Below are 24,476 nucleotides of genomic sequence, written 5' to 3' on the forward strand. Positions count from 1 at the left end.
CTGACCGGGAATCGCACGCGGGCCGATGCTGAAGCTTGATCACAAAGCGCACCTCCTTCTGGCCACGGTGTTCGTGCTCGCGCACGCTTCGCCTGTGCTCGGGCTGGACGAACCGAAGCCGTCGAAGCCGCTCAATCTGCTCTCGTTCGCACGCGCTCGCGCGCCCGGGCCGCAGAGGTCGCATGCACAGGCAGCGTCTGTTCCAGGCGATAATTCGCGGGCCACGGCCTGGGCGGCCGAGGATTCAGGGCCCGCCACCACCGGTGCGGTGCCCGAAGCGGCCGCTCCAGCACCGGCTCCCGTTCCGGCGCGTCCGGCGAAGTCAGGCGGCGGCATGGCGCCGCCGAAGCCGGTGCCGGCACAAACCGCTGCGCCCGCGGACAACGAAGTCGCGCTGTTCTGTAGCAACGTCGCCGATCCAGCCGTCGACGCCAGGCTCGCCTGGCAGCTGAAAGAGCTGGAGAAGGCCGAGAACCTGCTGCGCGAGCGGATCGCCGAAGTCGAGGCCAAGCGGGCCGAGTATGAGAAGTGGATGGCGCTCCGCGACGACTTCCTGAAGAAGGCCGAAGCCAGCGTCGTCGAGATCTACTCGCGCATGAAGCCGGACGCGGCCGCGACCCAGATCGGGGGCATGGCGGACGAAACAGCCGCGGCGGTTCTTGCAAAGTTGAGCCCGAGGAGCTCGAGCGCGATTTTCAACGAGATGGAGACCGGGCGCGCAGCGCATCTCGCTGACCTGCTCGGTGGAATGCGTCGCGTGGATGACGGGAAGACCAAGTAAATGAAGACGCCATGCCTCATCCTGTCGCTGTTGCTTCTCGCCGGGTGCTCGCATGATCCGGCAGAAATCCTGACCGGCCCGAAGCTGTCGCCCGTGGGCAGCGGCCTGAGGACGCCGGCCGAGCCTATTCCGGTGACGCCCCGCGTGCACCAGCCCGTTAGCTATCGCTCGACCTGGGACGACGGTACCGATCTCTACCGCGATCCCCGTGCGCGCCGCGTCGGCGACGTCGTGACGGTGATCATCTCGATGCAGGACAAGGCCAAGCTCGACAATAAGACCGATCGCTCGCGCGATTCGCAGATCCAGTTCGGGTTGAACTGGCTGATGGACGTCGCAGGATGGAAGGACAAAGGCCAGGCCAACGCCAATCTCAACACCAATACGCAGATCAAAGGCAACGGGCAGATCGACCGCTCCGAAGATATCAAGCTTTCCATCGCGGCCGTCGTCACCGACGTGCTGCCGAACGGAAACATGATGATCAGCGGCTCGCAGGAGTTCGGCATCAACACGGAGATGCGCGTGCTCAATGTCGGCGGCATCGTGCGTCCACGGGATATTTCGCGAACCAACACGATCTCCTACGAGAAGATCGCCGAGGCGCGCGTGTCCTATGGTGGTCGCGGAAATCTGTCTGACGTGCAGCAGCCTGGTTGGGGACACCGGATCTATGATGCAGTGGCACCGTTCTGAGGCTCGCGCGTCGTGGGAGCGGGGGGCGTCATGCGCCTGATCGCGGCCATCGTCGTGCTGACCTTGATCGCGATAGGCGCCGGCGCGCTTGCTGGCCTGCATCTGTTCGCCGCCGCCGAGCGCGTCGCCGATGCAAAGAAGGGCGCTACCCCGCCGCCGGTCGCGTCGAGCTATTCGGGAAGCGCGCGGCTGAGAAAGCTGTCACCGATCGTGACCAATCTTGCGGCCCCAGCCAACAACTGGGCCCGGGTCGAGGCCTCCATGGTGACCGACAGCATGAGTGACGAGGACGCCGGCATCCTCGCTGCCCATATCAGCGAGGACATCGTCACCTATCTCCGCTCGGCCTCGGCCACGCAGTTCGAAGGCACGCGAGGGCTTCAGCATCTGCGCGACGATCTGTCCGAACGCGCCAGCATCCGCTCGTCCGGCAAGGTCCGCGAATTGATCATTGAGACGTTGGTGATCCAGTGAAATTGAGAGTCCTGCTGCTCGCATTGCTGCTGGTCGTGCTGCCCGAAGTGGCATTCGCCCAGATCCCGGACCTCAACTCGCTGCTGCCGCCGGGCAACGGCTCGACCAGCGGCCGCATCATCCAGCTCATGGCGCTGCTGACGGTGCTGTCCGTCGCACCGGGACTGCTGATCATGGTGACGAGCTTTACCCGCTTCGCCGTCGCGCTGTCGTTCCTGCGCGCCGGGCTCGGACTTCAGACGACGCCTCCGAACCTCGTGCTGATCAGCCTCGCACTGTTCATGACCTTCTACGTCATGGCACCGACTTTCGATCGCGCCTGGGAGACCGGCGTGCAGCCGCTGATGAAGAACGAGATCTCGGAGGAGGACGCCTATCTGAAGATCAGCGATCCGTTCCGCGAGTTCATGCTGGCACACGTCCGGGACAAGGATCTGCAGACGTTCGACTCGCTCGCAGCAGAAAGCTTTCGCAAGAAGTTCGACGACAAGCGCATCGACATGCGCGTCATCATCCCGGCCTTCATGATCTCCGAGCTCCGGCGTTCGTTCGAGATCGGTTTCCTCATCATCCTGCCGTTCCTCGTCATCGACATGATCGTGGCGACGCTGACCATGTCGATGGGCATGATGATGATGCCGCCGTCGATCCTCGCGCTGCCGTTCAAGGTGCTGTTCTTCGTGCTGATCGACGGCTGGAATCTGCTTGCTTCCGGACTGGTACGATCCTTCTCGTGAGGGCGATCACCGGCCCACGAGAATCGTTAAGGTTAGTAAAGAGTAATATTAACCATATGATTTTGCTGATGAATTCAATCCAGCTTTAATCCGGAAGCAAGATTCGGCGTGCTAGCAATGCGGCACGGCGGGTTGGACCCTATCCACATCAGTCCAAAGGCATGATGCCGCCCCTCCGTACCGGTGGAAGCCCGGTATGTCCCCTCGTGAAAATGTAACGCGTACATAAAGGGACATTCGCAATGTCAAGCCTGCTTACGAACTCGACCGCCATGACCGCACTCCAGACCCTGCGGTCTGTGAGCTCCCAACTCGCCAACACGCAGACCCGCATTTCCACCGGCCAGCGCGTCTCGACCGCCTCCGACAACGCCGCCTACTGGTCGATCGCGACCTCGATGCGCGCCGACAACGCTGCGCTCTCCGCGGTCTCAGATTCGCTCGGTCTGTCGGCCGCGACGGTCGATACTGAATATACTGCTCTGACCTCTGTTGTCGGTGACAGCAACGGCGGCCTGACCAAGCTGCAGTCGCTGCTGGTGGAAGCCAAGACGGCTGGTATCGACCGCACCAAGATTCAGGCTGACGTCACCCAGATCCAGCAGCAGATGCAGGCGACCGCGGCTGCGGCGACCTTCAACGGCGTGAATTGGCTGAGCACGACGACGGCAACGCCGACGACGGTCAACCTGGTGTCGTCCTATTCGCGCGTTGGCGGCACGCCGACCACCGGCTCCATCGCCCTGACCGTCGCCAACTACTCGCTCTATACCTCGTCGACCAGCGGCATCCTGGACAAGGTGAGCGGCGGTTCGTCGGTCAACACGATCGACATCAGCACGCTGACGGACTCGGCGGCTGACCAGACCACGCTCGATGGCTACATCGCGCAGGTCACTGGTGCGATCAACTCCGTGGCTTCGGCCGCGGCGAATCTCGGTGCCGTGAAGAACCGTATCTCGACCAACACCGACTTCGTGAAGTCGCTGATGGACTCGGTGAGCCGCGGTATCGGCCAGCTCGTCGATGCCGACATGAACCAGGAGTCCACCCGTCTGTCGGCCCTCCAGGTCCAGCAGCAGCTCGGCGTCCAGGCGCTCTCGATCGCCAACAGCAGCAGCCAGAGCATCCTCTCGCTGTTCCGCTAGGTCCGACGACAATCTGAGGGGCCGCGCTTCTCGCGAAGCGCGGCCCTTTCGTTTGAAGCAACGTCAAGCGCACGCCGAAACTTTGGCTTCGCTGTTGCGGCGAAGACACAGAGCCGCAAGCCCCGCACAAGCTTCGAGCGTTACGGTCGCCGTACGACAGGTTGGGCCCTCAACGCGCTTGCGCAGCCCAAAGGCATGACGCCGCCCTGTCGTACCGGTGCAAGTCCGGTATGTCCCCAAAACAACTCGATCTTCAAAGGGACATCAAAATGGGTTCTAGCCTTCTCACCAACTCCGCCGCCATGACCGCGCTGCAGACGCTGCGCAACGTCAGCTCCAGCCTGCAGACCACGGAAAACCGCATCTCGACCGGTCAGCGCGTCGCCACCGCGTCGGACAACGCCGCCTACTGGTCGATCGCAACTTCGATGCGCGCCGACAACGCCGCGCTTTCCGCCGTCTCCGACTCGCTCGGTCTGTCGGCTGCGACCGTCGACACCGAATATACCGCTCTGACCTCGGTTGTCGGCGACAGCACCGGCGGCCTGACCAAGCTGCAGTCGCTGCTGGTCGAAGCCAAGACCGCCGGTATCGACCGCACCAAGATCCAGGCCGACATCACCCAGATCCAGCAGCAGATGAAGGGCACCGCGGGTGCGGCAACCTTCAACGGCGTCAACTGGTTGAGCACGACGACGGCCACCCCGGCGACCTTCGACCTGGTGTCGTCGTTCTCGCGCGTCGGCGGCACGCCCACCATCGGCTCGATCACGCTGACGATCTCCAACTACTCTCTCTATACCTCGTCCACCAGCGGCATCCTCGACAAGGTGAGCGGCGGTGCATCGGTGGACACGATCGACATCAGCACGCTGACCGATTCGGCAGCCGACCAGACCACGCTCAGCGGTTACATCTCGCAGGTCACCGCCGCGATCAACTCGGTGGCTTCGGCTGCCGCCGACCTCGGTGCCGTCAAGAACCGCCTCGCGACCAACACCGACTTCGTCAAGACCTTGATGGACTCCGTGAACCGCGGTGTCGGCCAGCTCGTCGACGCTGACATGAACGCGGAATCCACCCGCCTGCAGGCGCTCCAGACCCAGCAGCAGCTCGGCGTCCAGGCGCTGTCGATCGCCAACCAGAACAGCCAGAGCATCCTCTCGCTGTTCCGCTAACCCTGAACGCGACCCGAGGGAGCCGCGCTTCTCGCGAAGCGCGGCTCTTTCACTTTGCGTACGTTGTTGGCGTGCCGGGAAAATCCCGACTTGGCGCCCCGAACTGTCGCTCCTCCCCGGTGCACTCACAGCGCCACAAGCTTCGCGCAAACTTCGCGTGCTATCGCCGCCGTTACGGCAGGTTGAGCGCGCTTTTTTGCAGCCCAAAGGCATGATGCCGCCCTGTCGTACCGGTGCAAGCCCGGTATGTCCCAACAATTTCAAGTCGTTTTCAGGGGACGTCAAACATGAGTTCTAGCCTTCTCACCAACTCCGCAGCAATGACCGCGCTGCAGACGCTGCGCAACGTCAGCTCCAATCTGCAGACCACCGAAAACCGGATCTCGACCGGCCAGCGCGTCGCCACCGCGTCGGATAACGCCGCCTATTGGTCAATTGCGACCTCGATGCGCGCCGACAACGCCGCGCTCTCCGCCGTCTCCGACTCGCTCGGTCTGTCGGCTGCGACCGTCGACACCGAATACACCGCGCTGACCGCCGTTGTCGGCGACAGCACCGGCGGCCTGACCAAGCTGCAGTCGCTGCTGGTGGAGGCCAAGACCGCCGGTATCGACCGCACCAAGATCCAGGCCGACATCACCCAGATCCAGCAGCAGATGAAGGGCACCGCCGCGGCGGCGACCTTCAACGGCGTGAACTGGCTGAGCACGACGACGGCGACGCCCGCGACGTTCGACCTGGTGTCCTCGTTTTCGCGCGTCGGTGGCACGCCGACCATCGGCTCCATCACGCTGACGATCTCGAACTACTCGCTCTACACCTCGTCCACCAGCGGCATCCTGGACAAGGTGAGTGCTGGCGCATCGGTCGACACGATCAGCATCTCAACGCTGACCGACTCGGCAGCCGACCAGGCCACGCTCGACGGTTACATCACGCAGGTCACGGCCGCGATCAACTCGGTAGCCTCGGCTGCCGCCGACCTCGGCGCCGTCAAGAACCGCCTCGCGACCAACACCGACTTCGTCAAGACCCTGATGGACTCGGTGACCCGCGGTGTCGGCCAGCTTGTTGACGCCGACATGAACGCGGAATCCACCCGCCTGCAGGCGCTCCAGACCCAGCAGCAGCTCGGCGTCCAGGCGCTGTCGATCGCCAACCAGAATAGCCAGAGCATCCTCTCGCTGTTCAAGTAAGCCTCGGCTTCGAAAGCGACCGTGCTCCCTTGGGAGCACGGTCCCGCCTCGACCGGCGGACGTGACGGCACATGACGTGCCCGCAATTGATTTCCTGACGCCAGACGTCAAAGCGACGTGTCGTTCGCGCGGGCGCTCGCTCGTTGCCGTTGAGCCGGTTGCGACGTCTGAACTTCCTGCAAAATTGCAACGCCTCGCCTGCGAAGCGACTTATTCGCATGCTCGCGCAACCCTCAGGCAAGGTTGGCAGCGGAGTGTCCTTGCCATCCGCATTGGTACGAGGTCACATGCTCAGTCGCGCGCAGCTACAGCAGCTGCTCAACAATCTGCTGGAACTTGGGCCGCGACGTCTGATGGCCTTGGGATTGATCGGCTTCGCCGTCCTCGTCACCGTGGTCGGCGGCGCCTATTATCTGAGCCGTCCGGAATACGAAACGCTTTATACCGGCCTCACGCGCGAAGACGTGACACGCATCGGGGCTGCGCTGCGCGAGCAGAACATCACCTTCGATATCAGCGCGGCCGGTGATGCCGTCTCGGTGCGACCGAGCCAGACCGCGCAAGCGCGAATGCTGCTCGCCGAGAAGGGGCTGCCGACCAGCGCCAATTCCGGTTACGAGCTTTTCGACAAGATCGGTTCGCTCGGGCTGACTTCATTCATGCAGGAGGTGACAAAGCTTCGTGCACTCGAAGGCGAGATTGCGCGCACCGTTCAGCTGATGAAAGGCGTCAAGGCGGCACGGGTGCACATCGTGATGCCGGTACGCGGCTCGTTCCGCGCGACGCAACAGCCGCCTTCCGCGTCGGTCGTGCTGCGCACTGACGGTGCGATCGAGGCGCGGACGGCGCAGTCGATCCGCCACCTCGTCGCGGCCGCCATTCCCGGCATGACGCGCGACAAGGTCACGGTGCTCGATGCCGACGGCTCGATGCTGCTGGCGGAGGAAGACGAGGCCAGCGCCGCGCCGACCAAGATGGCGAGCCTTCAGAAGACCGTCGGCGGAATGGTGCAGGAGAACATCCGCAAGGCGCTGACGCCCTATCTGGGGCTGGACAATTTCGAGGTCAGCGTCGCGCCCCAGCTCTCGACCGACAAGCGCCAGATCAACGAGACGGTCTACGATCCGGAGACACGCGCCGAGCGTTCCGTACGCAACGTTCGCGAAAACGAGAAGTCATCGAACGCCGACCGCTCGACGCCGACGACGGTCCAGCAAAACCTGCCGGACCAGCAGGTCAATGCCGGCGGCACCAAGAATTCCAGCGAGGACAAGACCCGCCGCGAGGACGTCACCAATTTCGAGGTCTCGTCCAAGACCACGACAACGGTCAGTGACGGCTACTCGGTCAAGAAGCTCTTCATCGCCGTGCTGGTCAACCGGGCTCGGCTGGTCGCCGACCTCGGCGACAAGACCAACCAGGCCATCGTCGACAGCAAGCTCGCCGAGATCAGCCAGCTGGCGGCAACCGCCGGCGGATTGGACAAGACGCGCGGCGACCAGATCCAGGTGACGGCGGTCGACTTCGTGGAGGGCTCGCGCGATCTGGCGCCGGTGCCGCCGATCAGCTTTGTCGAGATGATGAACAAGCAGCTCGGCAGCGTGATCAACGCGGTGACCATCCTGGCCGTCGCTTCGATGCTGGTCTGGTTCGGGCTCCGGCCGGCGGTCAACGGCATCCTGACCCATCGTGCAGCGCAGGAACAGAGCGAGGCGGCCGAAGCCGCTGAACTCGAAGCTGCCACGGCCCTCGCTTTGGCTGAGAGCCACGACCCCGAGCTCAATCTCGTCGAGGACCTCGAAGGCAAGATGCAGCGTACGCCGCAGAAGCGGCTCGAGCAGATCGTCCGCCTCGATCAGATGCAGGCGGCAGCAATCCTTAAGGACTGGATGCGACGCGAGGAGGCGGCATGAACGCGGCAATCGGAAAACTCCTGACGCAATTCGACGCCAACGGCCGGGCCAAGTCACCTCCGGCTCCGCTGCCCAAGGTCCAGGACGTGCTGACGAAGCAGAAGGAGGTTCGGCGCGAGCCGCAGCCCCAACCGCAGCGCGGGGAACGCCAGGCACAATCGCAGCCGCAACTTCAATCGCCGCCGCCGGCGTCTGCGCCGGAAGCAGCACCGCTGAACCTTCTCGAAGACGCCTATCGGCGCGGCCATGCTGCCGGTGTTGCGGAGGGTGAAGCCAAGCTCGCCGAAGAGCGGGTCCGCAGTGCGATCCGGCTGGGAGAGGAGCGGGCCAAATGGTCCGACCAGCAGGCCGTCGCGATCGTCAACGGCTTCGACGCGGCCTGCCGCGAGATCGAGAGCAACATCGCAAGCTCGGTGGCTCGGATATTGCTGCCGTTCCTCGCTGAAGCGGTCCGCGACAGGGCGATCGGATCCCTGGTCGAGCAGATCGCGGCGTTGACCTCGAACTCGCCCGTGTCGGTGTTCCGCGTCACCGGCCCCAGCGAGCTCATCGACCTCGTCAGGGCACAACTCAATCTGGCCGGCCGCACCGGTGTCGAATACCAGTCGGCCGACACCGTCGAGGTCCGCGTCCTTGCCGATCAGACCACGATCGAGACGCGGATCTCGACCTGGGTCGACCGGCTGAACGAGGCGCGCCGGTAGTCGCACCATGGAGGAGGTCAAGCACGAGCTGGTCATCATCCGCAGGCGGAGCGCCTTCGAGGACGAGAAGGCGCACGGCGGCGTCTGGAAGATCGCCTACGCGGACTTCATGACCGCGATGATGGCGTTCTTTCTGGTGATGTGGCTGCTCAACGCGCTGAATCAGGATCAGAAGCAGATTGTCGCAAGCTACTTCAATCCGATCAAGCTCGCCGAGAACGCGCCCGCGCCCAAGGGGCTCAAGGATCTCTCAAAGAAGGAGTCGACGCCGTTCGAGGGGCAGGACGGCCGGCGCAAGCCGGCCGGGCCGAACGAGGAGCGCCGCGGTGACTCGCCGACGGAAGAGAAGCCACCCTTCTACGAAGAGAAGGTCCTGTTTCGCGATCCCTATGCGACCCTCGCCGAGATCGCGACCAGCGCGAGCCAGGCCTCGGGCCAGCGGCGCGCCGGGGCTTTGACCTCTGCGGAGGAGGACGGCCTCAAGGGCGGCGATGCCTATCGCGATCCGTTCGATCCGGGCTACTGGAAGCTCGCGCCCGAGGCTTCGAAGGAAGCTGACAGGATCATGGAGGGCGAGCCGAAGGCGAGTGCTTCGGCACGCGACAATCAGGCCAGCACAAATCAGGGCGAGCCGCGCCGCGGCAGGACCGATGATGCCGGCGGCATTATGGCCCCCGACGCTCAGGCGTCGTCCACGAGCATATCGCCGCTGCTGCCGCCGGGTCCGGTGCCATCACCGTCTGCGCGCGAGGCCGCCATGCAGCCAAGCCCGCAGGCGAATCTTCAGGCCAACGCGACGCCGCAGGCGCGCCCGACCGATGCCCCAAAGGAGTCGGAGGCGCGCGATGCCACCCAGGCCCAGCAGCCGACCGTGAAGCAGCTCCAGTCCGCGATTGCCGACGCGCTGTCGGACATCAAGGCCGGCGCCGGCCCGGTGGCCGAGGTGCGCCAGGTCGAGGAAGGCCTGCTGATCAGCCTCACCGACGATGCGAGCTTTGGCATGTTCGCAGTCGGGTCGGCGGAGCCGCGGCCCGAGCTCATTCGCGTCATCGACAAGATCGGCCCGCTCATCGCAAAACGTCGCGGCACGATCATCGTACGTGGTCACACCGACAACAGGCCCTACAAATCTGACAATTACGACAATTGGCGGCTGTCCACCGCGCGCGCACAGATGGCTTATTACATGCTGGTCCGCTCCGGTATCGATGCCCAGCGGATCGAGCATGTCGAAGGCTATGCTGACCGGAGGCCGAAACTTCCGAACGATCCTGCGGCCGCGCAAAATCGACGGATCGAGATCCTGATCCGGGAGAAGCGTCCTTGACCAGACCGCTGCTCCGCACCGTTCTGTTGGTGCTGTTGTCGCTGGCCGCGACCCGTGCCTTTTCCGATCCAGCGCCTCCGTCGGGCGAGCCGTATGAACTCGTCCGCGCGCTGCAGGCGGTGCAAGACGGCATCGCCCGTGGCGATACCGCGGCGCATGGCAGCCACATCGCGCTGATCCGGCAGATCGGCGAAAAATTTCTTGCCGCCGATCCGAACGTGTGGAGCAACCCGCAGAACGGGCAGGCGGTCGTGATCTACCTGCTGTCCGGCGGCGCGCCGCAGATCGTTCGCAAGCTGCCGCGCGACAAGATCAGTGTCGACAAGGCGCTGTTCGACGGCGCGCTCGCTTATGTCGAGGGACGGCAGGACGAGGCGAGGGAGCTGCTCAAGGACGTCAAGCCGCGCACGATTTCGTCCGGCATGGGGGGGCAGGTGGCGCTGGTCCAGGGCGTGCTGTTCGCCCGGTCAGAGGCCTCGCTCGCGATCGAGCGTCTGGACGACGCACGCCTGCTGCTGCCCGGCACGCTGGTCGAGGAGGCGGCACTGCGGCGCGAGGTCCTTCTGGTCGGGCAGGCCGAGGACTTCGACAAGTTCGAGTTCCTGACGCTGGCCTATATTCGCCACTACCGCAACTCGGTCTATGCCGGCGATTTCTGGCAGCGTTTCTCCACGGGCCTGACACAATCGAATCTTGCGCTGGACGATCGTCGCTTTGCACGCGTCGCGGCGCTGCTGGAACATGTCGACCGCGCCAGCCGCCTCAAGCTGTATCTGGTGATTGCGCGCGGTGCGTTGATCCGCGGCAAGCTTACAGTCGTCAGCCTTGCGGCCGAGCGGGCGCTGACGCTCAGCGCCGATGCCGCGCCCGATCGGGAACGCGCACATTTCTATCGCGGCGCATCCCGCGCGCTGACCGACGAATATGACGGCGGTTTCGCCGAGCTGAGGGCGCTCGACCGGTCGAAGCTGGCAGAGCGCGATGTCCTGCTCCTCAACGCAACCCTCCAGCTCGCGCTCGACATTCGCAAGCCGGTCACGGGACCGGCGTCCGTCATGACGGCCGACAAGCCACCGCCCACGCCGGCACGGATCGATCTTGCCTCGTCCAACGCGACGCTCGCACGCGCAAAGTCGCAGCTCGGCGAACTGGAGCTTCTCACCAGGGATCATCGCCCATGACCAAGCTCACTGGAACCTCCGGACAGCTCTTCGCCGGTCTCGCCGAAAGCCTTGCGCGCGGGGTGACCCGGTCGACGAAAGGTGTGGCAACGCCAGGCACGAAAACCGCCGACGATTCCTCGTTTCACGATCTGCTCCACACCGTCTCAAACATGGCCAAGCGGGCTTTGGACGATCAGGAAACCGATACGGCCACCGATGCGACCACCAAAGTTGCCCCGGCGCGCCCGCGCGTGAGACAGTTGAGCGAGCCTGGCACGTCGAAGGATGAACCGGTGCACGAACGCACCGAGGAGACCAGATCGTCGAACAAGCCGGAGCAGGTCGATCCGGTAGCGAAGGCTGATGTCTCGCCCAGATTGGGCCTCCCCGCGATGCTGGGGCAGGAGCTCGCTGCCGCGCAGGCGGCGGCAATGCAGACACCACAGCCGTCCGGCGACAAGAAGGAGACGTCGGCCCGGGACGAGCGTCCGTCAGTGGCAAAGCAGGGCATCAGCGACGCAAGGGCGGCGGCAGACGTCGCCGGATCCACCGCCGCGCCTTCGTTTGTGGCGCGTTCCGGCGGCGACACGTCCCTCGCGCGCGGGCAGGCGGCCGCAGGTGCACAGGCTGCAGCGATGCCGCAGGGAAGTGCCGCTCCGACGGATGCCATGCCGGCAACGCCGGGCTTCGAAGCCGTCGCGGCGAATGTCGAGCGCGCCGCAAAGTCCGCGGGCCGCGACGCCTTGCCTGAGACGACCAAGGTCACGGTCGTCCAGCAGGAGACTCATCTGCCTCCCGTGGGGCCGTTCAGTGCGACCCAACAGGTGGCGAACGCCGTGGTGTCCGAGCTCAAGAGTTCACCCGCGCCGGCCGCGTCCGCCGCGACGGATCTCTTGGGCAGGCAGAACAATGCCCCGGACCAGCCGCTCAAGATCCTCACCGTCAATCTCGAGCCGCCTGATCTCGGCAATGTCACCATGCGTCTGCGTCTCGTCGGCAACGAGGTCTCGGTTCAGCTCGCCGCCGAACGCAAGGACACTACCATGATGCTGGATCAGCAGCGCGATCAGATCCGCGACCTGATGCAGTCGGCAGGATATGTCGCCGACGTCGCGCCGGTGCAGCACGGTTCGCTCGACGGGTTCCAGTCGGGATCTGGCCAGTCGCAGCCGCATCTCTCCGGCCAGCAACAGCAATCATCGCAGTCGCAAGGCGCGTTCGGCGGTGCAGGCACGTCCGGCCAGTCCGACGGCGGCGCCAGGCAAGCCCGCCAAGACCAGCAGCCCAACCAGGAGGCACGCCATGATCAGGACGTGGCGCCACATACTCGTCGCGGCCCTGTTTATTTGTAATGTCGGCGCCGCCGCGGCGGCGACTGACACTGCGCGCCCTTGCGAGCGCGAGATGGCGCGCGCCTCGCAGCAGCACGGAATTCCGCTCGGCATCCTCTATGCGGTCGGTCTCACCGAGACCGGCCGCCGCGGCGCGCTCTATCCTTATGCATTGGGCGCCGAAGGGCAGACCGTGTTCGCCAAGGACATGGACGATGCGATCGCGAATTTCGAGGCGATGCGGGCCAGGGGCATCAAGCTGATCGATCTCGGCTGCATGCAGATCAATCACTATTTTCACGGCGACAAATTCGCGTCGGTGCGGGCGATGTTCGATCCGGCGGAGAATGTCGACTACGCCGCGCGTTTCCTGAAAGAGCTGAAGCAGCGCGAGGGAAGCTGGACCATGGCGGTCGCCCGCTACAATGCCGGTCCCAACAATCAACCGGCGCAGAAGCGCTACGTCTGCCACATCGTTGCGCATCTCGTCTCCAGCGGCTTCGGCGCGTGGACCGACAAGGCGCGCTCGTTCTGTCAGCTCAAGACGACATGAAACGACGACCTGAGATGGCGAGGCACGACATCAAGTTGTGCATCGCCACCAACCATCAGCCCCGCGCAAGCAAGACCCCGCATTGTAATTCCAATCTGCCAAAGGAGCCCACTACATGAGCCTGTATGGTGTTATGCGCACCGGCGTTTCCGGGATGAACGCGCAGTCCAACAAGCTGTCGACGGTCTCGGACAACATCGCGAACGTCAACACGGTCGGCTACAAGCGGGCTTCGACGGAATTCTCCTCGCTGATCTTGAAGAGCGGCTCCGGCAACTACGACTCCGGCGCGGTCGAGACCACGGTCCGCTACGCCATCACCGATCCCGGCAATCTCCAGTTCACGACCTCGACGACGGACCTCGCGGTCCAGGGCAACGGCTTCTTCGTCGTGCAGGATGCGAACGGCAACAACTTCCTCACGCGTGCCGGCTCATTCGTGCCCGACAGCACCGGCAACCTCGTCAACACCGCCGGCTTCCAGTTGATGGGCTACAACATCCAGAACGGCGCCGTCCCCAACGTGGCCGCCAATGGCTTCGGTGGCCTCCAGGTCATCAACGTCAACCAGATGGCGTTGCAGGCCTCGCCCTCGACCAAGGCGACTGTGGCGGCCAATCTGGATCCGAGCGCGGCGATTGTCGCTGCTCCGGCGGCTGCCGCTGGTCCGGGCAACTACACGTCGAAGACGTCGATGGTGACCTACGACAACATCGGCAACGCCGTGACGCTCGACGTCTATGCCGCGAAAACCGCTGCGAACACCTGGGACATCGAAGTCTACAACGGCGCAGCCTTGCTGACGGGTGGTCCCTCGGCTGCGACCAGTTTCACCTTCAACGTCACGGCGGCCGGAAAGGGCGCGCTGGCCGCAGCGAGCCCCAAGACGCTCGCGTTCACCGTCCCCGGCGGCTCGGCCTTCACCATGGACCTCTCGGCCATGACCCAGGTTGCCTCCAGCTTCGACTTCAAGGCGACCGTTGATGGCAACGCGCCGTCCTCCGTCGAGAAAGTCAACATCGACAGCAAGGGCGTGGTGAGCGCTGTGCTCAAGAACGGCACCCAGTTGCCAAGCTTCCAGGTTGCGCTCGCAACCGTGCCGAGCCCGGATCACATGACGCCGGAGGTCGGCAATGTCTATTCGCCGAACCTTGATTCCGGAAACGTGCAGGTCGGTCTGGCCGGGCAGGGTGGCCTCGGAACCATCCAATCCGGCGCTCTCGAAGACTCCAACGTCGATCTTGCGAGCGAACTGACCGACATGATCTCGGCGCAGCGCGGCTTCACCGCGAACTCGAAATCATTCCAGACCGGCGCAGATCTGCTTGACGTCGTCGTCAACCTGAAGCGCTGAGTAGCTCAACGCCGATTCCGGGCAAGAGAACGTTCAAGAGCACGCCATGTCCCTTACCTCAGCCCTCGATTCGGCCCGCAACTCGCTCATGGCGTCGGGCATCCAGTCCTCGACGATCTCGCGCAATATCGCCGGTGCCGGTTCGACCGGCTATTCGCGCAAGATCACCGAGCTGGATAATCTTCCCGGCGCCGGCGTTTATGTCGCGGCGATCCAGCGCGCCGCCTCTTCGGGCCTGTACAGCAACGTCCTGACCGCGACCTCGGCAGCCGCAACGCAGAGCGCGATCTATGCCGGTCTCCAGAAGATCGCCGCTGCCACGGTGGACGATCCGCAGCTCGACCAGTCGCCGACGGCGCAGCTCAACGCGCTGAAGCAGGCGCTGCAGCAATATGCCAACGCGCCCGATAACACCACGCTGGCTCAGGCCGCCGTCACCTCCGCCAAAGACATGGCGACCGCGCTCAACCAGGCGACCGAGACCGTGCAGTCGGTGCGCGAGGGTGCGGACGCCGACATGAAAACGTCGGTCCAGAACATCAACCAGCTGCTCTCCCAGTTCCAGACGGTAAATACGGCGATCGTGAAGGGTACAATCGCCGGAGACGACGTGACTGACTATCTCGACCAGCGCGACAGCATCGTCTCGCAATTGTCGCAGGAGGTCGGCGTCACGATGACGATCCGCACCAACGGCGATGCAGCCCTCTACGCCGACAGCGGTGCGGTGCTGTTCGACAAAACGGCGCGGGCGGTAACTTTCGCTCCCACCACATCGTATTCGGCGAGCATCACGGGTAACGCGGTCTTCATCGACGGCGTGCCGGTGACCGGCGCCAATTCGGTGATGCCGATCAAGTCCGGCAAGCTTGCCGGACTCGCCCGACTGCGCGACAGTGACACGGTCACCTATCAGAGCCAGCTCGACGAAATCGCCCGCGGCCTGATCAATGCTTTCAAGGAAAGTGACCAAACGGCCGCTGCGCTGCCCAACGTTCCCGGTCTCTTCACGTACCCTGGCGCGCCGACGATGCCCGCGAGCGCCACCGTCTCGGTGGGCCTCGCCGGCGCGATCTCGGTCGCGGCGTCGGTCGATCCCGCCTTGGGTGGCAACCCGAATTTGCTGCGCGACGGTGCCATCAGCGGGAACCCGGCCTATAACTACAACATTGTGGGCAACGGCGGCTTTTCGGCCCGGCTGCAGCAGCTCATCGGCAACATGGATGCCTCGCAGCCGTTCGATGCGACAACGCAGGGCAAGCCGAACGGCAGCCTGATCGACTACGCATCGTCGTCGACCAGCTGGATCGAGAACCAGCGCAAGGCCGCCAACGACAGCTCTCAATATCAGAACACGCTGCTGGACCGCAGCACGACGGCGCTGTCGAACGTCAACGGCGTCAACATGGACGACGAGATGTCGTTGATGCTCCAGGTCGAGCGCACCTATTCGGCGTCCTCCAAGATCATTTCGACCGTTGACCAGATGTTGCAAACCTTGCTAGCCGCCGTGGGGAATCCGTGATGATGAGCGCCAACTACGTTTCCACCCTCGTGCTACACTCGTCCCTGCGGTATTCGATCACGAACAACCAGGCGGCGCTGAGCAAAGCGTCGACGGAAGCGACCACCGGCCGCTTCGCCGATGTCGGCCTGCAGCTCGGGGCGACGACGGGGGGCGACGTCACCTTGCGGGCGGACCTCAGCTTCGCCGACCAGCTCGTCGATACCAACGGCTTGGTCGCGGGACGCCTGGACGTGACCCAGGACCGCATCACCCAGCTCGGGTCGACCGCTACTGATTTCCTCAAGGACCTGATTGCGGCCCGCAGCACCGATGGTGGCGGGCGGATCATCCTGCCGCCGGCGTCCTCCAATCTCCAGGACCTGATCGGCGCACTGAACGTCTCCTACAATGGCTCGTTCCTGTTCTCGGGCATCAACACGCAGACCCAGCCGATCACGCCTTACCAGGCCGGCTCGGCCAGCAAAAACAAGGTCGATGCCGATTTCCTTGCGGCCTTCGGCTTCACGCAATCCTCGGCCAGCGTGAACACCATTACGCCGGCCCAGATGCAGACATTCCTCAACGGTCCCTTCGACGCCGAGTTCGCAAGTCCTGCCTGGAACACCAACTGGTCAACGGCCACCGACCAGGTCATGCAAAGCCGCATCTCGACGACGGAGATCGCCGATACATCCGTCAGCGCCAACCAGACCGGTTTTCGCAAGCTCGCCGAGGCTTATACGATGATGGCCGATCTCGGGAACGCGAACCTCGACCAGTCGACGTTCCAGGTGGTGGTGGACAAGGCCATCGGCCTCGTCGGCAGCGCCATCACCGACCTCGCAACGCTGGGCGGCGACATGGGCACGGTCCAGCAGCGGATCACCAACGCGACCGACAAGCTGAAGACTCAGAAGGACATTCTGAACAATCAGATCGTCGGCATAGAGAAGGTCGATCCGACCGAAGCGTCGGTACGCGTCAACACGCTGCAGACCCAGATCCAGACGGCGCTCGCACTGACCTCGCAGCTCCAGAAGATCAGTCTCATCAACTATCTCTGAGCACGAGCCGCTTACGCTTTCAGTTTCCTGCGCAGAGTATTACGGATGACTTTTGAAGCCTATGAGACGGTCGTTGAAGACAGCGGCCATGAGGCGCGAGGGCGGGAGCGCCAGGCGCTCAGCCTCGGCATCGACCGGCTGGAGCGGCTCCAGCGGGAGTGTTTCAGCATTGAGGATCAGGTTCAGAGCCTGCTCTATGTCCGGCGGCTGTGGACCATCTTCATCGAGGATCTGGCACATCCCGAGAACGGCCTGCCCGAGCAGCTGCGCGCCGACATCATCTCGATCGGCCTGTGGGTCGTCAAGGAAGCCGATCGCCTTCGCGAGGAAAGATCGAACGACGTGGCGCAGCTCGTCGAAATCAACCGCCTGATACGAGACGCGCTTTAATGAAGATCTCCTTGCGAGCGGGCGAACGGGTCTACATCAACGGCGCGGTGTTGCGCGTGGACCGCAAGGTCTCGCTCGAGCTCGTCAATGATGTGATGTTCCTGCTGGAAGGGCAGGTGATGCAGGCTGCCGACGCCACCACGGCGATGCGCCAGCTTTATTTCATCGTTCAGCTCATGCTGATGAACCCGACGGATGTCGGCGCCGCCGCCTCCCTCTATGGGCAGCACCACGCGGCCCTGCTGGCCGTTTGTGAGAACCGCGAGATGCTGGACGGGCTCGCCGCGATCGACGAGATGGTCGGCGGAACCCGCTACTTCGAGGCGCTCAAGCGGATCCGGGCGCTGTTCCCTCTCGAGGAGGCGATCCTGGCCGGCACCACCACCAAATCTCCATTCAAGGCTGCCTGACAGCGGAGAGGCCCATGAACGTTCCCAGCGCGACCGATACCACGAGCACCAATTCGACCAGCTCGACCTCGTCCAGCTCGACGCCGTCAAGCAGCGGAGTCGACTACAACACCTTCCTCCAGCTCCTCATCGCCGAGATGAAAAACCAGGATCCGACCAATCCGACGGATACGTCACAATACATGAGTCAGTTTGCCCAGCTGTCGACGGTCGAGCAGGCCATGCAAACCAACACGAAGCTGGATGCGCTGCTGTCCTCCCAGTCGCTGTCGCAGGCGGACGGGCTGATCGGAAAGAATGTCAGCTTCACCGACTCGACCGGAGCGACGTTCACCGGCAAGGTCGCTTCGATCTCGATCAACAGCAACGGCTCCGTCGCGACCCTCCAGGACGGCACCAAGGTGGCGGTCGGCCCCGGTCTGACGATCAGCAACTAACCATGAACGAGCGGGACGCCCTCGACCTCGTCCAGGCGGCGATCTGGACCATCCTCGTTGCCTGCGGACCCGCCGTCGGCGCGGCGATGCTGGTCGGCATCGTCATTGCGCTGATCCAGGCCCTGACCCAGATCCAGGAGGCGACGCTGACCTTCGTTCCGAAGATCATCGTCATCCTGGTGGTCGTGGCCATCTCCGGCTCCTTCATCGGCGCCCATCTCTCCACCTTCACCGAGATGGTCTATGCGCGGATCGAGCACGGCTTCTGATCCGCCGGCCACCACCCTCGCGTAAGCTTTGCGGGGCAGATTGCAGGGCGGACCCTGCTGCTCGGTGACCTATGGCCGATACGTTAGCTGCTAGCCTGCCGAATCCGCGACGCTTCGGCGCGGACGCCGTCTTCGCTGGCGGTATCGTGACCATGCTCACGATCCTGTTCCTGCCGATCCCTCCCATCCTGATCGACCTCGGCCTCGCTTTTTCGATCGCCCTGGCGGCGCTGATCCTGATGGTCGCGTTGTGGATCCAGCGGCCGCTCGATTTTTCCGCCTTCCCGACCGTGCTCCTCATCGCGACGATCCTGCGGCTCGCACTCAACGTCGCAACCACCCGCCTGATCCTGTCGCGCGGCGGAGAGGGCGAGACCGCTGCCGGCCACGTCGTCGCCGGCTTCTCGAAGTTCGTCATGGGCGGCGACTTCGTCATCGGATTGATCATTTTCGCGATCCTGGTCACGGTGAATTTCGTCGTGATCACCAAGGGCGCAACGCGTATCGCCGAAGTCGGCGCGCGCTTCACCCTGGACGCCATCCCCGGCAAGCAGATGGCGATCGACGCGGACCTCTCTGCAGGCCTGATCGATGACAAGGAAGCCCAACGCCGGCGCCGCGAGCTCGAAGAGGAGAGCTCCTTCTTCGGCGCGATGGACGGTGCCTCGAAATTCGTGCGCGGCGATGCCATCGCCGGCCTGATCATCACGGCGATCAACATTTTCGGCGGCATCATCATCGGTGTCACTCATCACGGTCTGACCCTGTCTCGCGCCGCCGACGTCTACACAAAACTCTCCGTCGGCGACGGTCTGGTCACGCAGATGCCGGCACTGATCGTGTCGCTGTCGGCGGGTCTGCTGGTGTCCAAGGGCGGCACCAGAGGCTCGGCGGAGCAGGCGGTGCTGCGGCAGCTCGGCGGCTATCCACGCGCGGTGTCTGCCGCCTCCTTAATGATGTTCGTGCTTGCCTTGATGCCGGGGCTGCCGATGGCACCGTTCGTGCTTCTGGGCGGCGTCATGGCCTTCGTCGGCTACTCGCTGCCGAAGCGGCAGGCGGCCGCGAAGCAGAAGGAGGATGCGCGCAAGGCCGAAGAGCGCGCCCAGAACGACGCCAAGGAATCGGTCAAGGAATCGCTCAAGACCGCCGAGGTCGAGCTGTCGCTCGGCAGCCATCTGTCGGTTCACCTGCTCGGCTCGCGCAACGAGCTTGCCCACCGCGTCGCCAAGATCCGCAAGAAATTCGCCAAGCAGTACGGCTTCGTCATCCCCGAGATCAAGCTGTCGGACAATCTGGCGATCGACCCCAAGGGATACCAGATCCGGATCCACGACACGCGCGTCGCCCATGGCGAACTCCGCATCGGCGAGGTGATGGTGCTGGTGGACAAGGACGGCAAGCCCGATGTGCCCGGTGACGAGGTGATCGAGCCCGCCTTCGGCATGAAGGCGCTGTGGGTGACGGAAGCCTTCACCGAGGAGGTCAAGCGGCAGGGCTGCAAGCCGGTCGACAATTTGTCGGTGCTGCTCACGCATCTCAGCGAAGTGCTGAGGGCAAATCTGTCGCAGCTGCTGTCCTACAAGGACATGCGCGCACTGCTCGACCGACTCGAACCCGAATACAAGCGCCTTGTCGACGATCTCTGCCCGTCGCAGATCTCCTATTCCGGCCTGCTGGCGGTCCTGAAGATCCTGCTGGGTGAGCGGGTGTCGATCCGGAATCTGCATCTGATCCTCGAGGCGATCGCCGAGATCGCGCCGCATGTCCGGCGCTCCGAGCAGGTTGCCGAGCACGTGCGGATGCGGCTGGCCCAGCAGATCTGCGGCGACCTCTCCGACAACGGCGTGCTCAACGTCCTTCGCCTCGGCAATCGCTGGGATCTCGCGTTCCATCAGAGCCTGAAGCGCGACGCCAAGGGTGACGTCGTCGAGTTCGACGCCGATCCTCGGCTGATCGAGCAGTTCGCGACCGAAGCCAGCGCCGCGGTCCGGAAGTTCACCGAGGACGGCACCAGTGTGGTGCTGGCGGTGACGCCGGAGGCCCGACCCTATGTGCGCATGATTTTGGAGCGGGTGTTCCCGACCCTGCCGATCCTGTCGCATGTCGAGGTCGCTCGCAGCGCCGAGATCCGGGCGCTCGGAGCCATTTCGTGATCATCGGCCTCACTGACCACGTGCTCGTCACGTTCATCGTGTTCTGCCGCATCGGCGCCTGCCTGATGCTGGTGCCTGGCTACTCCAGCGTGAACGTTCCGCCGCAAATCCGCCTGTTCGTCGCCCTGGTCACGACCTTCGCGCTGGCGCCGATTCTTGTCGCCATCCTGAAGCCGCTCGTCGACGGCGCCTCGCCCCCTTCGCTGGCGCTGCTGATCGGCACAGAGCTTCTGGTCGGCGGCGTCATCGGTCTCGGCGGGCGTGTGTTCTTCCTCGCGCTCCAGACCATGCTCACCGTGATGGCGAGCGCGATCGGGCTCAGCAGCATCCCGGGCACGCCCGTCGGCGACACCGATCCGGCGCCGCCCGTGGTGCCGCTGATCATGGCCGCCGTCACCACGCTGTTCTTCCTGACTGATCAGCACTGGCAGGTGTTGCGCGGGCTGATGAACTCCTACGACGTCTGGCATCCCGGCGAGAAGCTGACCGGCGAGATGGCGCTGAACCAGCTGGTGAGCCGTCTCGCCGACGCGTTCGTGCTGACGCTGCGGATCACCAGCCCCTTCATCGTCTATTCCGTCATCGTCAATTTCTCGGTTGGTCTCATCAACAAGCTGACCCCGGCGATACCGGTCTATTTCGTCTCGGTGCCATTCGTCCTGTTCGGTGGTTTCCTGCTGCTCTATCTCACCAGCGACGAGCTGCTGGCGCAATTCATGCTGGGCCTGTCGTCATGGCTGGCGGGATGATTGGGTCATGACCTCGCGCGCGGACAAGCTCGGTCGAATCGTCTCGCTGATCAAGCTTCAGCTCCGGCTGTCCGAATGGCAGCTCTCACAATTGCGGCAACAGGAGCAGACCATGCAGGATGAGCAGGCCTGGCTGGTGGGAACGCTGAACGAAGGCAAAACGCCGGCCGGATCGTCCAGCGATTCGATTGCGCGGCGCCTCAACAGGACCAGCGTCGGCGCTCGCGCCGTGCAGGAACGCGCCGCGATGCAGCTCGACAAGGTCCGCTCGGAGACCCGGCGTGTGAAGCAGCTCGAGGAGGTCGCCAGGGCGGCGCTCGCCGACAAGCTGCGCGCCGCAGAGAAGCGCTCGCTCGAAGACATGATGGGAATACACGCCGCCGCGCGCGATCTGACGCCGCGGCCAACCACCCGGGCCAAGACATGATCGTAACACCGACATCCGACCTCGTTCTTGATGTCCTCGACGCCGCCGATCCGGTGACGCAGCGGATGGCGACGGCGAAGCTGGAGTCGCTGAGATCGTCGGGCGTCGATTTTGCTGCGACGATGGATGCGACGGCCAGCAAGGCGGCCGATCAATCCGCCGCAAGTGTGACGGAGGCGCAATCGGGGTTGGTGAACGGGCCGCCGGTGCAGGTGATCAAGAAGCCTGGCCCGGACGAGGTCTATCGCAAGTTCGAAGCGTTCATTCTCCAGACCTTCGTCGAGACGATGCTGCCGAAGGAGTCTGACGAAGTATTCGGCAAGGGCACCGCGGGCGGCATCTGGAAATCGATGCTGGCCGAGCAGCTCGGCGCCCAGCTCGCGAAGGGCAAGGGGATCGGAATTGCCAAGCAGCTCGCGGCCGCGCATCCGGCAGGCCCGGAGGCCGCGGGCAAGTCGGACTGATGGATATTGGACCTGGGTGACGAAAGTTGAGGGGTGGATTTGCTATGCAGGTAGAACAAGGCGCGACGGCCCAGGTGATGGAGCAGCCGGTCATTGAGCAACACGTCCTCGACATCGAGGCCGTGACGGAGGCTGCGCCGAGCGACGTTCTGTTGCCTGCGCTCCTGCCTCGTGTCGCCAGCGACATGACGCCCGACGACCCTGAAGCGGCGAGGTTGGAGGTGGTGCGGTCCGAAGAGGTCCGCGGATTGCTGGTCGCAATTCGCCGGCTCGAAACCATTGTCGAGGAGGAGACTATCGCGCTCGCCACCGGACAGAAGGTCGACTTCGACGACTTCAGCGCCCGCAAGAGCCGGAGCATGCTCGAATTCGTCCGCCTGATGCGGGCGCGGATGCATCTCGGCAGCGAAACCGAGATCACCGACGAAATTCAGCGGCTGCGCGAGAAGCTCGAGCGAAACCGCTCTCTCCTCGAAATGCACTACGACGCCGTACGTGAGGTCGCGAGCATCATCCTCAGGGCGATCAAGGAAGCCGAATCGGATGGCACGTACACCGGTCGCGCAGCGCAGGACAGAAAATGATCAAGCTGGTGCTGGCCGGGCTCTGGGTATGCATCCTCACCGCGGGGACGAGCTATGGGGTTGCCTATTGGAAGGAAAATGGCAGCCTGCTGCCCGCGAAGGACGAATATCTTGAAGGGCTGCAATACCAGAAGACGCGGGCGCTGAGCGTGCCCATGGTCGAGGGCGGCGCTGTGCAGGGCTACATCGTCGCGCGCTTCGTCTACACAGTTGAGGCGAAGACCATGCACCAGCTGACCGTTCCGCCGGAGCCGTTCGTCGTCGACGAGGCCTTCCGCAGGATCTACGCTGACGACAAGCTCGATTTCAGGAAGCTCGCCCGTTACGATCTCTCCGTCCTCACCTCGGCGATCAAGCAGCGCGTCAACGATCGGATGCAGGCCGACATCGTCCAGGACGTCCTGGTCGAGGACTTCAACTACGTCTCCAAGGAAGAATTCCAGCAGAAGCCGTAGTGCGCCGGTCCGCGAAACCGCGCAGGCCTGACGACTCCCGGCCGTCAAAAACAACCGGCCCCTGCGGGAGCTTCCCGCAGGGGCCGGGGGTCGTTTGCGAGCCGGCTTGCCGCGTCAGTTGCCGGCCGGGTAGGCCGCAGGCGCGGCATGAGCCCGGTTCAGGAGGATGCCGACCTCGTCGAACTCCTGCATCGGCTCGTCGATCGTCTCGTTGGCCGGGATGTTGAGCCGGTATCCGACATAGCGGCGGGCCACGATCGCGTCGAAACCGAGGCGGTCGCGGAGCTTTTTGCGTAGCTTGCTGACGTGACTTTCGATCACGCTCTCGTCGAAGGTGGATTCAAAGATGCCGTAGACCGCGTTGAAGATCTGCGTCTTGGTGATCCATTTGCCGTGGTTGCTGACCATATATTCGAGGATGCGCAGCTCGCGGCGGGGCAGCGTCAGGGCGTGGCCCGCGATTTCGGGGTCACGTCCGTTGAAGAAGACCTGGATCCTGGTCTCGCAGGGCCTTGGCAACTCTCCGACCCGGCGGCGAGCGATCGCGGCCGTTCGGGCGAGGATCTCACGCAGATGGATCGGTACGTGGACGACGTCGTCCACACCGGATTCGAACAGCTCCAGCGTATTCTTGAGCATCTTTTGGCCGCTCATTGCGATGATCGGAGCCGCAGACCGCTTGCGCATCGCCCGCGGCAGGCTTCCGCGGGCATCGCAGTCCCCCAGAAGGAAGGCATCGACGGCTGCAAGGTCCGATTCACTCGCGGATTGCAGCCAGTCCCAGAATTCTCCGGAGGAGAAGCCGATCGACGATACGCCTTCGCGAACGAGCCCTCCTACGTAGCTGTTCGTGACGCTCTCGCGATCATCAACGATAATATACATCAGTCTTTCGCCCCTGTTTCGCACTTGCTGTAGCCGGGAGGTTTGTTGTGATGCCCCGGTTCGGCGGCCATGCTGTTTGACGATATTCCCTCCCGCGAACCGTTATTGTGGTCTCGATATTCGCGGG

General features: G+C 63.9%; 27 protein-coding genes. 26 read left to right on the top strand and 1 reads right to left on the bottom strand.

Features of this window, described 5'->3' with window-relative positions; all coding sequences use genetic code 11:
* Nucleotides 1-25: 25 nt before the first annotated feature.
* The 26 genes from AOQ71_RS05490 (at nt 26) to AOQ71_RS05615 (ending at nt 23,464) form a co-directional block, all read left to right on the top strand.
* Nucleotides 26-781 (top strand): MotE family protein, encoded by a 756-nt coding sequence (locus tag AOQ71_RS05490; protein WP_057742854.1) that lies wholly within the window; start codon nt 26-28, stop codon nt 779-781.
* Nucleotides 782-1,477: a flagellar basal body L-ring protein FlgH gene (gene flgH / locus AOQ71_RS05495; protein WP_057742856.1), complete on the top strand. Its 696-nt coding sequence runs from the start codon at nt 782-784 to the stop codon at nt 1,475-1,477. It begins immediately after the preceding gene.
* Between the two features lie 30 nt (nt 1,478-1,507).
* On the top strand, nt 1,508-1,951 hold the full coding sequence (locus AOQ71_RS05500; RefSeq protein WP_057742859.1) for a flagellar basal body-associated FliL family protein: 444 nt from the start codon (nt 1,508-1,510) through the stop codon (nt 1,949-1,951).
* Nucleotides 1,948-2,688, top strand: a complete 741-nt coding sequence (gene fliP / locus AOQ71_RS05505) for a flagellar type III secretion system pore protein FliP (protein ID WP_057742862.1) — start codon at nt 1,948-1,950, stop codon at nt 2,686-2,688. Before AOQ71_RS05500 ends, fliP begins: the two co-directional genes overlap by 4 nt.
* A 242-nt stretch (nt 2,689-2,930) precedes the next feature.
* A complete protein-coding gene (locus AOQ71_RS05510; RefSeq protein WP_057742864.1) occupies nt 2,931-3,836 on the top strand; it encodes a flagellin N-terminal helical domain-containing protein in 906 nt (301 codons plus the stop codon).
* Nucleotides 3,837-4,105: 269 nt separating this feature from the next.
* Nucleotides 4,106-5,014, top strand: coding sequence for a flagellin N-terminal helical domain-containing protein (locus tag AOQ71_RS05515; RefSeq protein ID WP_057742866.1), 909 nt, complete (start codon nt 4,106-4,108; stop codon nt 5,012-5,014).
* Between the two features lie 287 nt (nt 5,015-5,301).
* Entirely contained in the window at nt 5,302-6,210 is a 909-nt protein-coding gene (locus AOQ71_RS05520; protein ID WP_057742869.1) for a flagellin N-terminal helical domain-containing protein, read from the top strand.
* 287 nt (nt 6,211-6,497) lie between these two features.
* Nucleotides 6,498-8,123, top strand: a complete 1,626-nt coding sequence (fliF, locus tag AOQ71_RS05525; RefSeq protein ID WP_057742871.1) for a flagellar basal-body MS-ring/collar protein FliF — start codon at nt 6,498-6,500, stop codon at nt 8,121-8,123.
* On the top strand, nt 8,120-8,827 hold the full coding sequence (locus AOQ71_RS05530; protein ID WP_057742874.1) for a FliH/SctL family protein: 708 nt from the start codon (nt 8,120-8,122) through the stop codon (nt 8,825-8,827). The genes fliF and AOQ71_RS05530 overlap by 4 nt, the downstream gene beginning before the upstream one ends.
* Nucleotides 8,828-8,834: 7 nt before the next feature.
* A complete protein-coding gene (locus AOQ71_RS05535; RefSeq protein ID WP_057742876.1) occupies nt 8,835-10,154 on the top strand; it encodes a MotB family protein in 1,320 nt (439 codons plus the stop codon).
* Nucleotides 10,151-11,335: a chemotaxis protein gene (locus AOQ71_RS05540; RefSeq protein WP_057742878.1), complete on the top strand. Its 1,185-nt coding sequence runs from the start codon at nt 10,151-10,153 to the stop codon at nt 11,333-11,335. The genes AOQ71_RS05535 and AOQ71_RS05540 overlap by 4 nt, the downstream gene beginning before the upstream one ends.
* Complete coding sequence (gene fliK / locus AOQ71_RS05545) at nt 11,332-12,669, top strand: flagellar hook-length control protein FliK (RefSeq protein WP_057742880.1); 1,338 nt, start codon at nt 11,332-11,334, stop codon at nt 12,667-12,669. Before AOQ71_RS05540 ends, fliK begins: the two co-directional genes overlap by 4 nt.
* A complete protein-coding gene (locus tag AOQ71_RS05550) occupies nt 12,620-13,201 on the top strand; it encodes a transglycosylase SLT domain-containing protein (RefSeq protein ID WP_057742882.1) in 582 nt (193 codons plus the stop codon). Before fliK ends, AOQ71_RS05550 begins: the two co-directional genes overlap by 50 nt.
* A gap of 115 nt (nt 13,202-13,316) precedes the next feature.
* The gene (locus AOQ71_RS05555; RefSeq protein WP_057742884.1) at nt 13,317-14,555 is read left to right on the top strand and encodes a flagellar hook protein FlgE; all 1,239 of its coding nucleotides are present in this window, start codon (nt 13,317-13,319) and stop codon (nt 14,553-14,555) included.
* A 46-nt stretch (nt 14,556-14,601) separates the two neighbouring features.
* Nucleotides 14,602-16,080: a flagellar hook-associated protein FlgK gene (gene flgK, locus AOQ71_RS05560; RefSeq protein ID WP_057742886.1), complete on the top strand. Its 1,479-nt coding sequence runs from the start codon at nt 14,602-14,604 to the stop codon at nt 16,078-16,080.
* On the top strand, nt 16,080-17,126 hold the full coding sequence (locus tag AOQ71_RS05565; RefSeq protein WP_057742888.1) for a flagellar hook-associated family protein: 1,047 nt from the start codon (nt 16,080-16,082) through the stop codon (nt 17,124-17,126). Before flgK ends, AOQ71_RS05565 begins: the two co-directional genes overlap by 1 nt.
* Nucleotides 17,127-17,171: 45 nt before the next feature.
* Nucleotides 17,172-17,516, top strand: coding sequence for a flagellar biosynthesis regulator FlaF (gene flaF, locus AOQ71_RS05570; RefSeq protein ID WP_057742890.1), 345 nt, complete (start codon nt 17,172-17,174; stop codon nt 17,514-17,516).
* Nucleotides 17,516-17,926, top strand: a complete 411-nt coding sequence (gene flbT / locus AOQ71_RS05575; RefSeq protein ID WP_057742891.1) for a flagellar biosynthesis repressor FlbT — start codon at nt 17,516-17,518, stop codon at nt 17,924-17,926. The genes flaF and flbT overlap by 1 nt, the downstream gene beginning before the upstream one ends.
* A 14-nt stretch (nt 17,927-17,940) precedes the next feature.
* Nucleotides 17,941-18,363, top strand: coding sequence for a flagellar hook assembly protein FlgD (gene flgD, locus AOQ71_RS05580; protein ID WP_057742893.1), 423 nt, complete (start codon nt 17,941-17,943; stop codon nt 18,361-18,363).
* 2 nt (nt 18,364-18,365) lie between these two features.
* The gene (gene fliQ, locus AOQ71_RS05585) at nt 18,366-18,632 is read left to right on the top strand and encodes a flagellar biosynthesis protein FliQ (protein WP_057742896.1); all 267 of its coding nucleotides are present in this window, start codon (nt 18,366-18,368) and stop codon (nt 18,630-18,632) included.
* Nucleotides 18,633-18,703: 71 nt separating this feature from the next.
* Entirely contained in the window at nt 18,704-20,785 is a 2,082-nt protein-coding gene (flhA, locus tag AOQ71_RS05590) for a flagellar biosynthesis protein FlhA (RefSeq protein WP_057742898.1), read from the top strand.
* Nucleotides 20,782-21,534, top strand: a complete 753-nt coding sequence (fliR, locus tag AOQ71_RS05595; RefSeq protein WP_057742901.1) for a flagellar biosynthesis protein FliR — start codon at nt 20,782-20,784, stop codon at nt 21,532-21,534. The genes flhA and fliR overlap by 4 nt, the downstream gene beginning before the upstream one ends.
* A gap of 7 nt (nt 21,535-21,541) precedes the next feature.
* The gene (locus tag AOQ71_RS05600; protein ID WP_057742903.1) at nt 21,542-21,961 is read left to right on the top strand and encodes a hypothetical protein; all 420 of its coding nucleotides are present in this window, start codon (nt 21,542-21,544) and stop codon (nt 21,959-21,961) included.
* A complete protein-coding gene (locus AOQ71_RS05605) occupies nt 21,958-22,425 on the top strand; it encodes a rod-binding protein (protein WP_057742906.1) in 468 nt (155 codons plus the stop codon). Before AOQ71_RS05600 ends, AOQ71_RS05605 begins: the two co-directional genes overlap by 4 nt.
* 44 nt (nt 22,426-22,469) lie before the next feature.
* Nucleotides 22,470-23,009, top strand: a complete 540-nt coding sequence (locus AOQ71_RS05610) for a flagellar biosynthesis protein FlgN (protein ID WP_057742908.1) — start codon at nt 22,470-22,472, stop codon at nt 23,007-23,009.
* On the top strand, nt 23,006-23,464 hold the full coding sequence (locus AOQ71_RS05615) for a hypothetical protein (protein WP_057742911.1): 459 nt from the start codon (nt 23,006-23,008) through the stop codon (nt 23,462-23,464). Before AOQ71_RS05610 ends, AOQ71_RS05615 begins: the two co-directional genes overlap by 4 nt.
* A 114-nt stretch (nt 23,465-23,578) precedes the next feature.
* Here AOQ71_RS05615 and AOQ71_RS05620 read toward each other — a convergent pair whose 3' ends face one another.
* On the bottom strand, nt 23,579-24,349 hold the full coding sequence (locus AOQ71_RS05620) for a response regulator transcription factor (protein ID WP_057742913.1): 771 nt from the start codon (nt 24,347-24,349) through the stop codon (nt 23,579-23,581).
* Nucleotides 24,350-24,476: the final 127 nt, after the last annotated feature.

Origin of the sequence: Bradyrhizobium manausense, from assembly GCF_001440035.1 — a bacterium.
Classification (GTDB): Bacteria; Pseudomonadota; Alphaproteobacteria; order Rhizobiales; family Xanthobacteraceae; genus Bradyrhizobium; species Bradyrhizobium manausense.

Bases quoted from the DNA above. Each gene is read 5' to 3' on its own strand.
- AOQ71_RS05490 (WP_057742854.1), top strand. From the start codon at position 26: ATGCTGAAGCTTGATCACAAAGCGCACCTCCTTCTGGCCACGGTGTTC.
- flgH (WP_057742856.1), top strand. From the start codon at position 782: ATGAAGACGCCATGCCTCATCCTGTCGCTGTTGCTTCTCGCCGGGTGC.
- AOQ71_RS05500 (WP_057742859.1), top strand. From the start codon at position 1,508: ATGCGCCTGATCGCGGCCATCGTCGTGCTGACCTTGATCGCGATAGGC.
- AOQ71_RS05510 (WP_057742864.1), top strand. From the start codon at position 2,931: ATGTCAAGCCTGCTTACGAACTCGACCGCCATGACCGCACTCCAGACC.
- AOQ71_RS05515 (WP_057742866.1), top strand. From the start codon at position 4,106: ATGGGTTCTAGCCTTCTCACCAACTCCGCCGCCATGACCGCGCTGCAG.
- AOQ71_RS05520 (WP_057742869.1), top strand. From the start codon at position 5,302: ATGAGTTCTAGCCTTCTCACCAACTCCGCAGCAATGACCGCGCTGCAG.
- fliF (WP_057742871.1), top strand. From the start codon at position 6,498: ATGCTCAGTCGCGCGCAGCTACAGCAGCTGCTCAACAATCTGCTGGAA.
- AOQ71_RS05530 (WP_057742874.1), top strand. From the start codon at position 8,120: ATGAACGCGGCAATCGGAAAACTCCTGACGCAATTCGACGCCAACGGC.
- AOQ71_RS05535 (WP_057742876.1), top strand. From the start codon at position 8,835: ATGGAGGAGGTCAAGCACGAGCTGGTCATCATCCGCAGGCGGAGCGCC.
- fliK (WP_057742880.1), top strand. From the start codon at position 11,332: ATGACCAAGCTCACTGGAACCTCCGGACAGCTCTTCGCCGGTCTCGCC.
- AOQ71_RS05550 (WP_057742882.1), top strand. From the start codon at position 12,620: ATGATCAGGACGTGGCGCCACATACTCGTCGCGGCCCTGTTTATTTGT.
- AOQ71_RS05555 (WP_057742884.1), top strand. From the start codon at position 13,317: ATGAGCCTGTATGGTGTTATGCGCACCGGCGTTTCCGGGATGAACGCG.
- flgK (WP_057742886.1), top strand. From the start codon at position 14,602: ATGTCCCTTACCTCAGCCCTCGATTCGGCCCGCAACTCGCTCATGGCG.
- AOQ71_RS05565 (WP_057742888.1), top strand. From the start codon at position 16,080: ATGATGAGCGCCAACTACGTTTCCACCCTCGTGCTACACTCGTCCCTG.
- flaF (WP_057742890.1), top strand. From the start codon at position 17,172: ATGACTTTTGAAGCCTATGAGACGGTCGTTGAAGACAGCGGCCATGAG.
- flbT (WP_057742891.1), top strand. From the start codon at position 17,516: ATGAAGATCTCCTTGCGAGCGGGCGAACGGGTCTACATCAACGGCGCG.
- flgD (WP_057742893.1), top strand. From the start codon at position 17,941: ATGAACGTTCCCAGCGCGACCGATACCACGAGCACCAATTCGACCAGC.
- fliQ (WP_057742896.1), top strand. From the start codon at position 18,366: ATGAACGAGCGGGACGCCCTCGACCTCGTCCAGGCGGCGATCTGGACC.
- flhA (WP_057742898.1), top strand. From the start codon at position 18,704: ATGGCCGATACGTTAGCTGCTAGCCTGCCGAATCCGCGACGCTTCGGC.
- AOQ71_RS05600 (WP_057742903.1), top strand. From the start codon at position 21,542: ATGACCTCGCGCGCGGACAAGCTCGGTCGAATCGTCTCGCTGATCAAG.
- AOQ71_RS05605 (WP_057742906.1), top strand. From the start codon at position 21,958: ATGATCGTAACACCGACATCCGACCTCGTTCTTGATGTCCTCGACGCC.
- AOQ71_RS05610 (WP_057742908.1), top strand. From the start codon at position 22,470: ATGCAGGTAGAACAAGGCGCGACGGCCCAGGTGATGGAGCAGCCGGTC.
- AOQ71_RS05615 (WP_057742911.1), top strand. From the start codon at position 23,006: ATGATCAAGCTGGTGCTGGCCGGGCTCTGGGTATGCATCCTCACCGCG.
- AOQ71_RS05620 (WP_057742913.1), bottom strand. From the start codon at position 24,349: ATGTATATTATCGTTGATGATCGCGAGAGCGTCACGAACAGCTACGTA.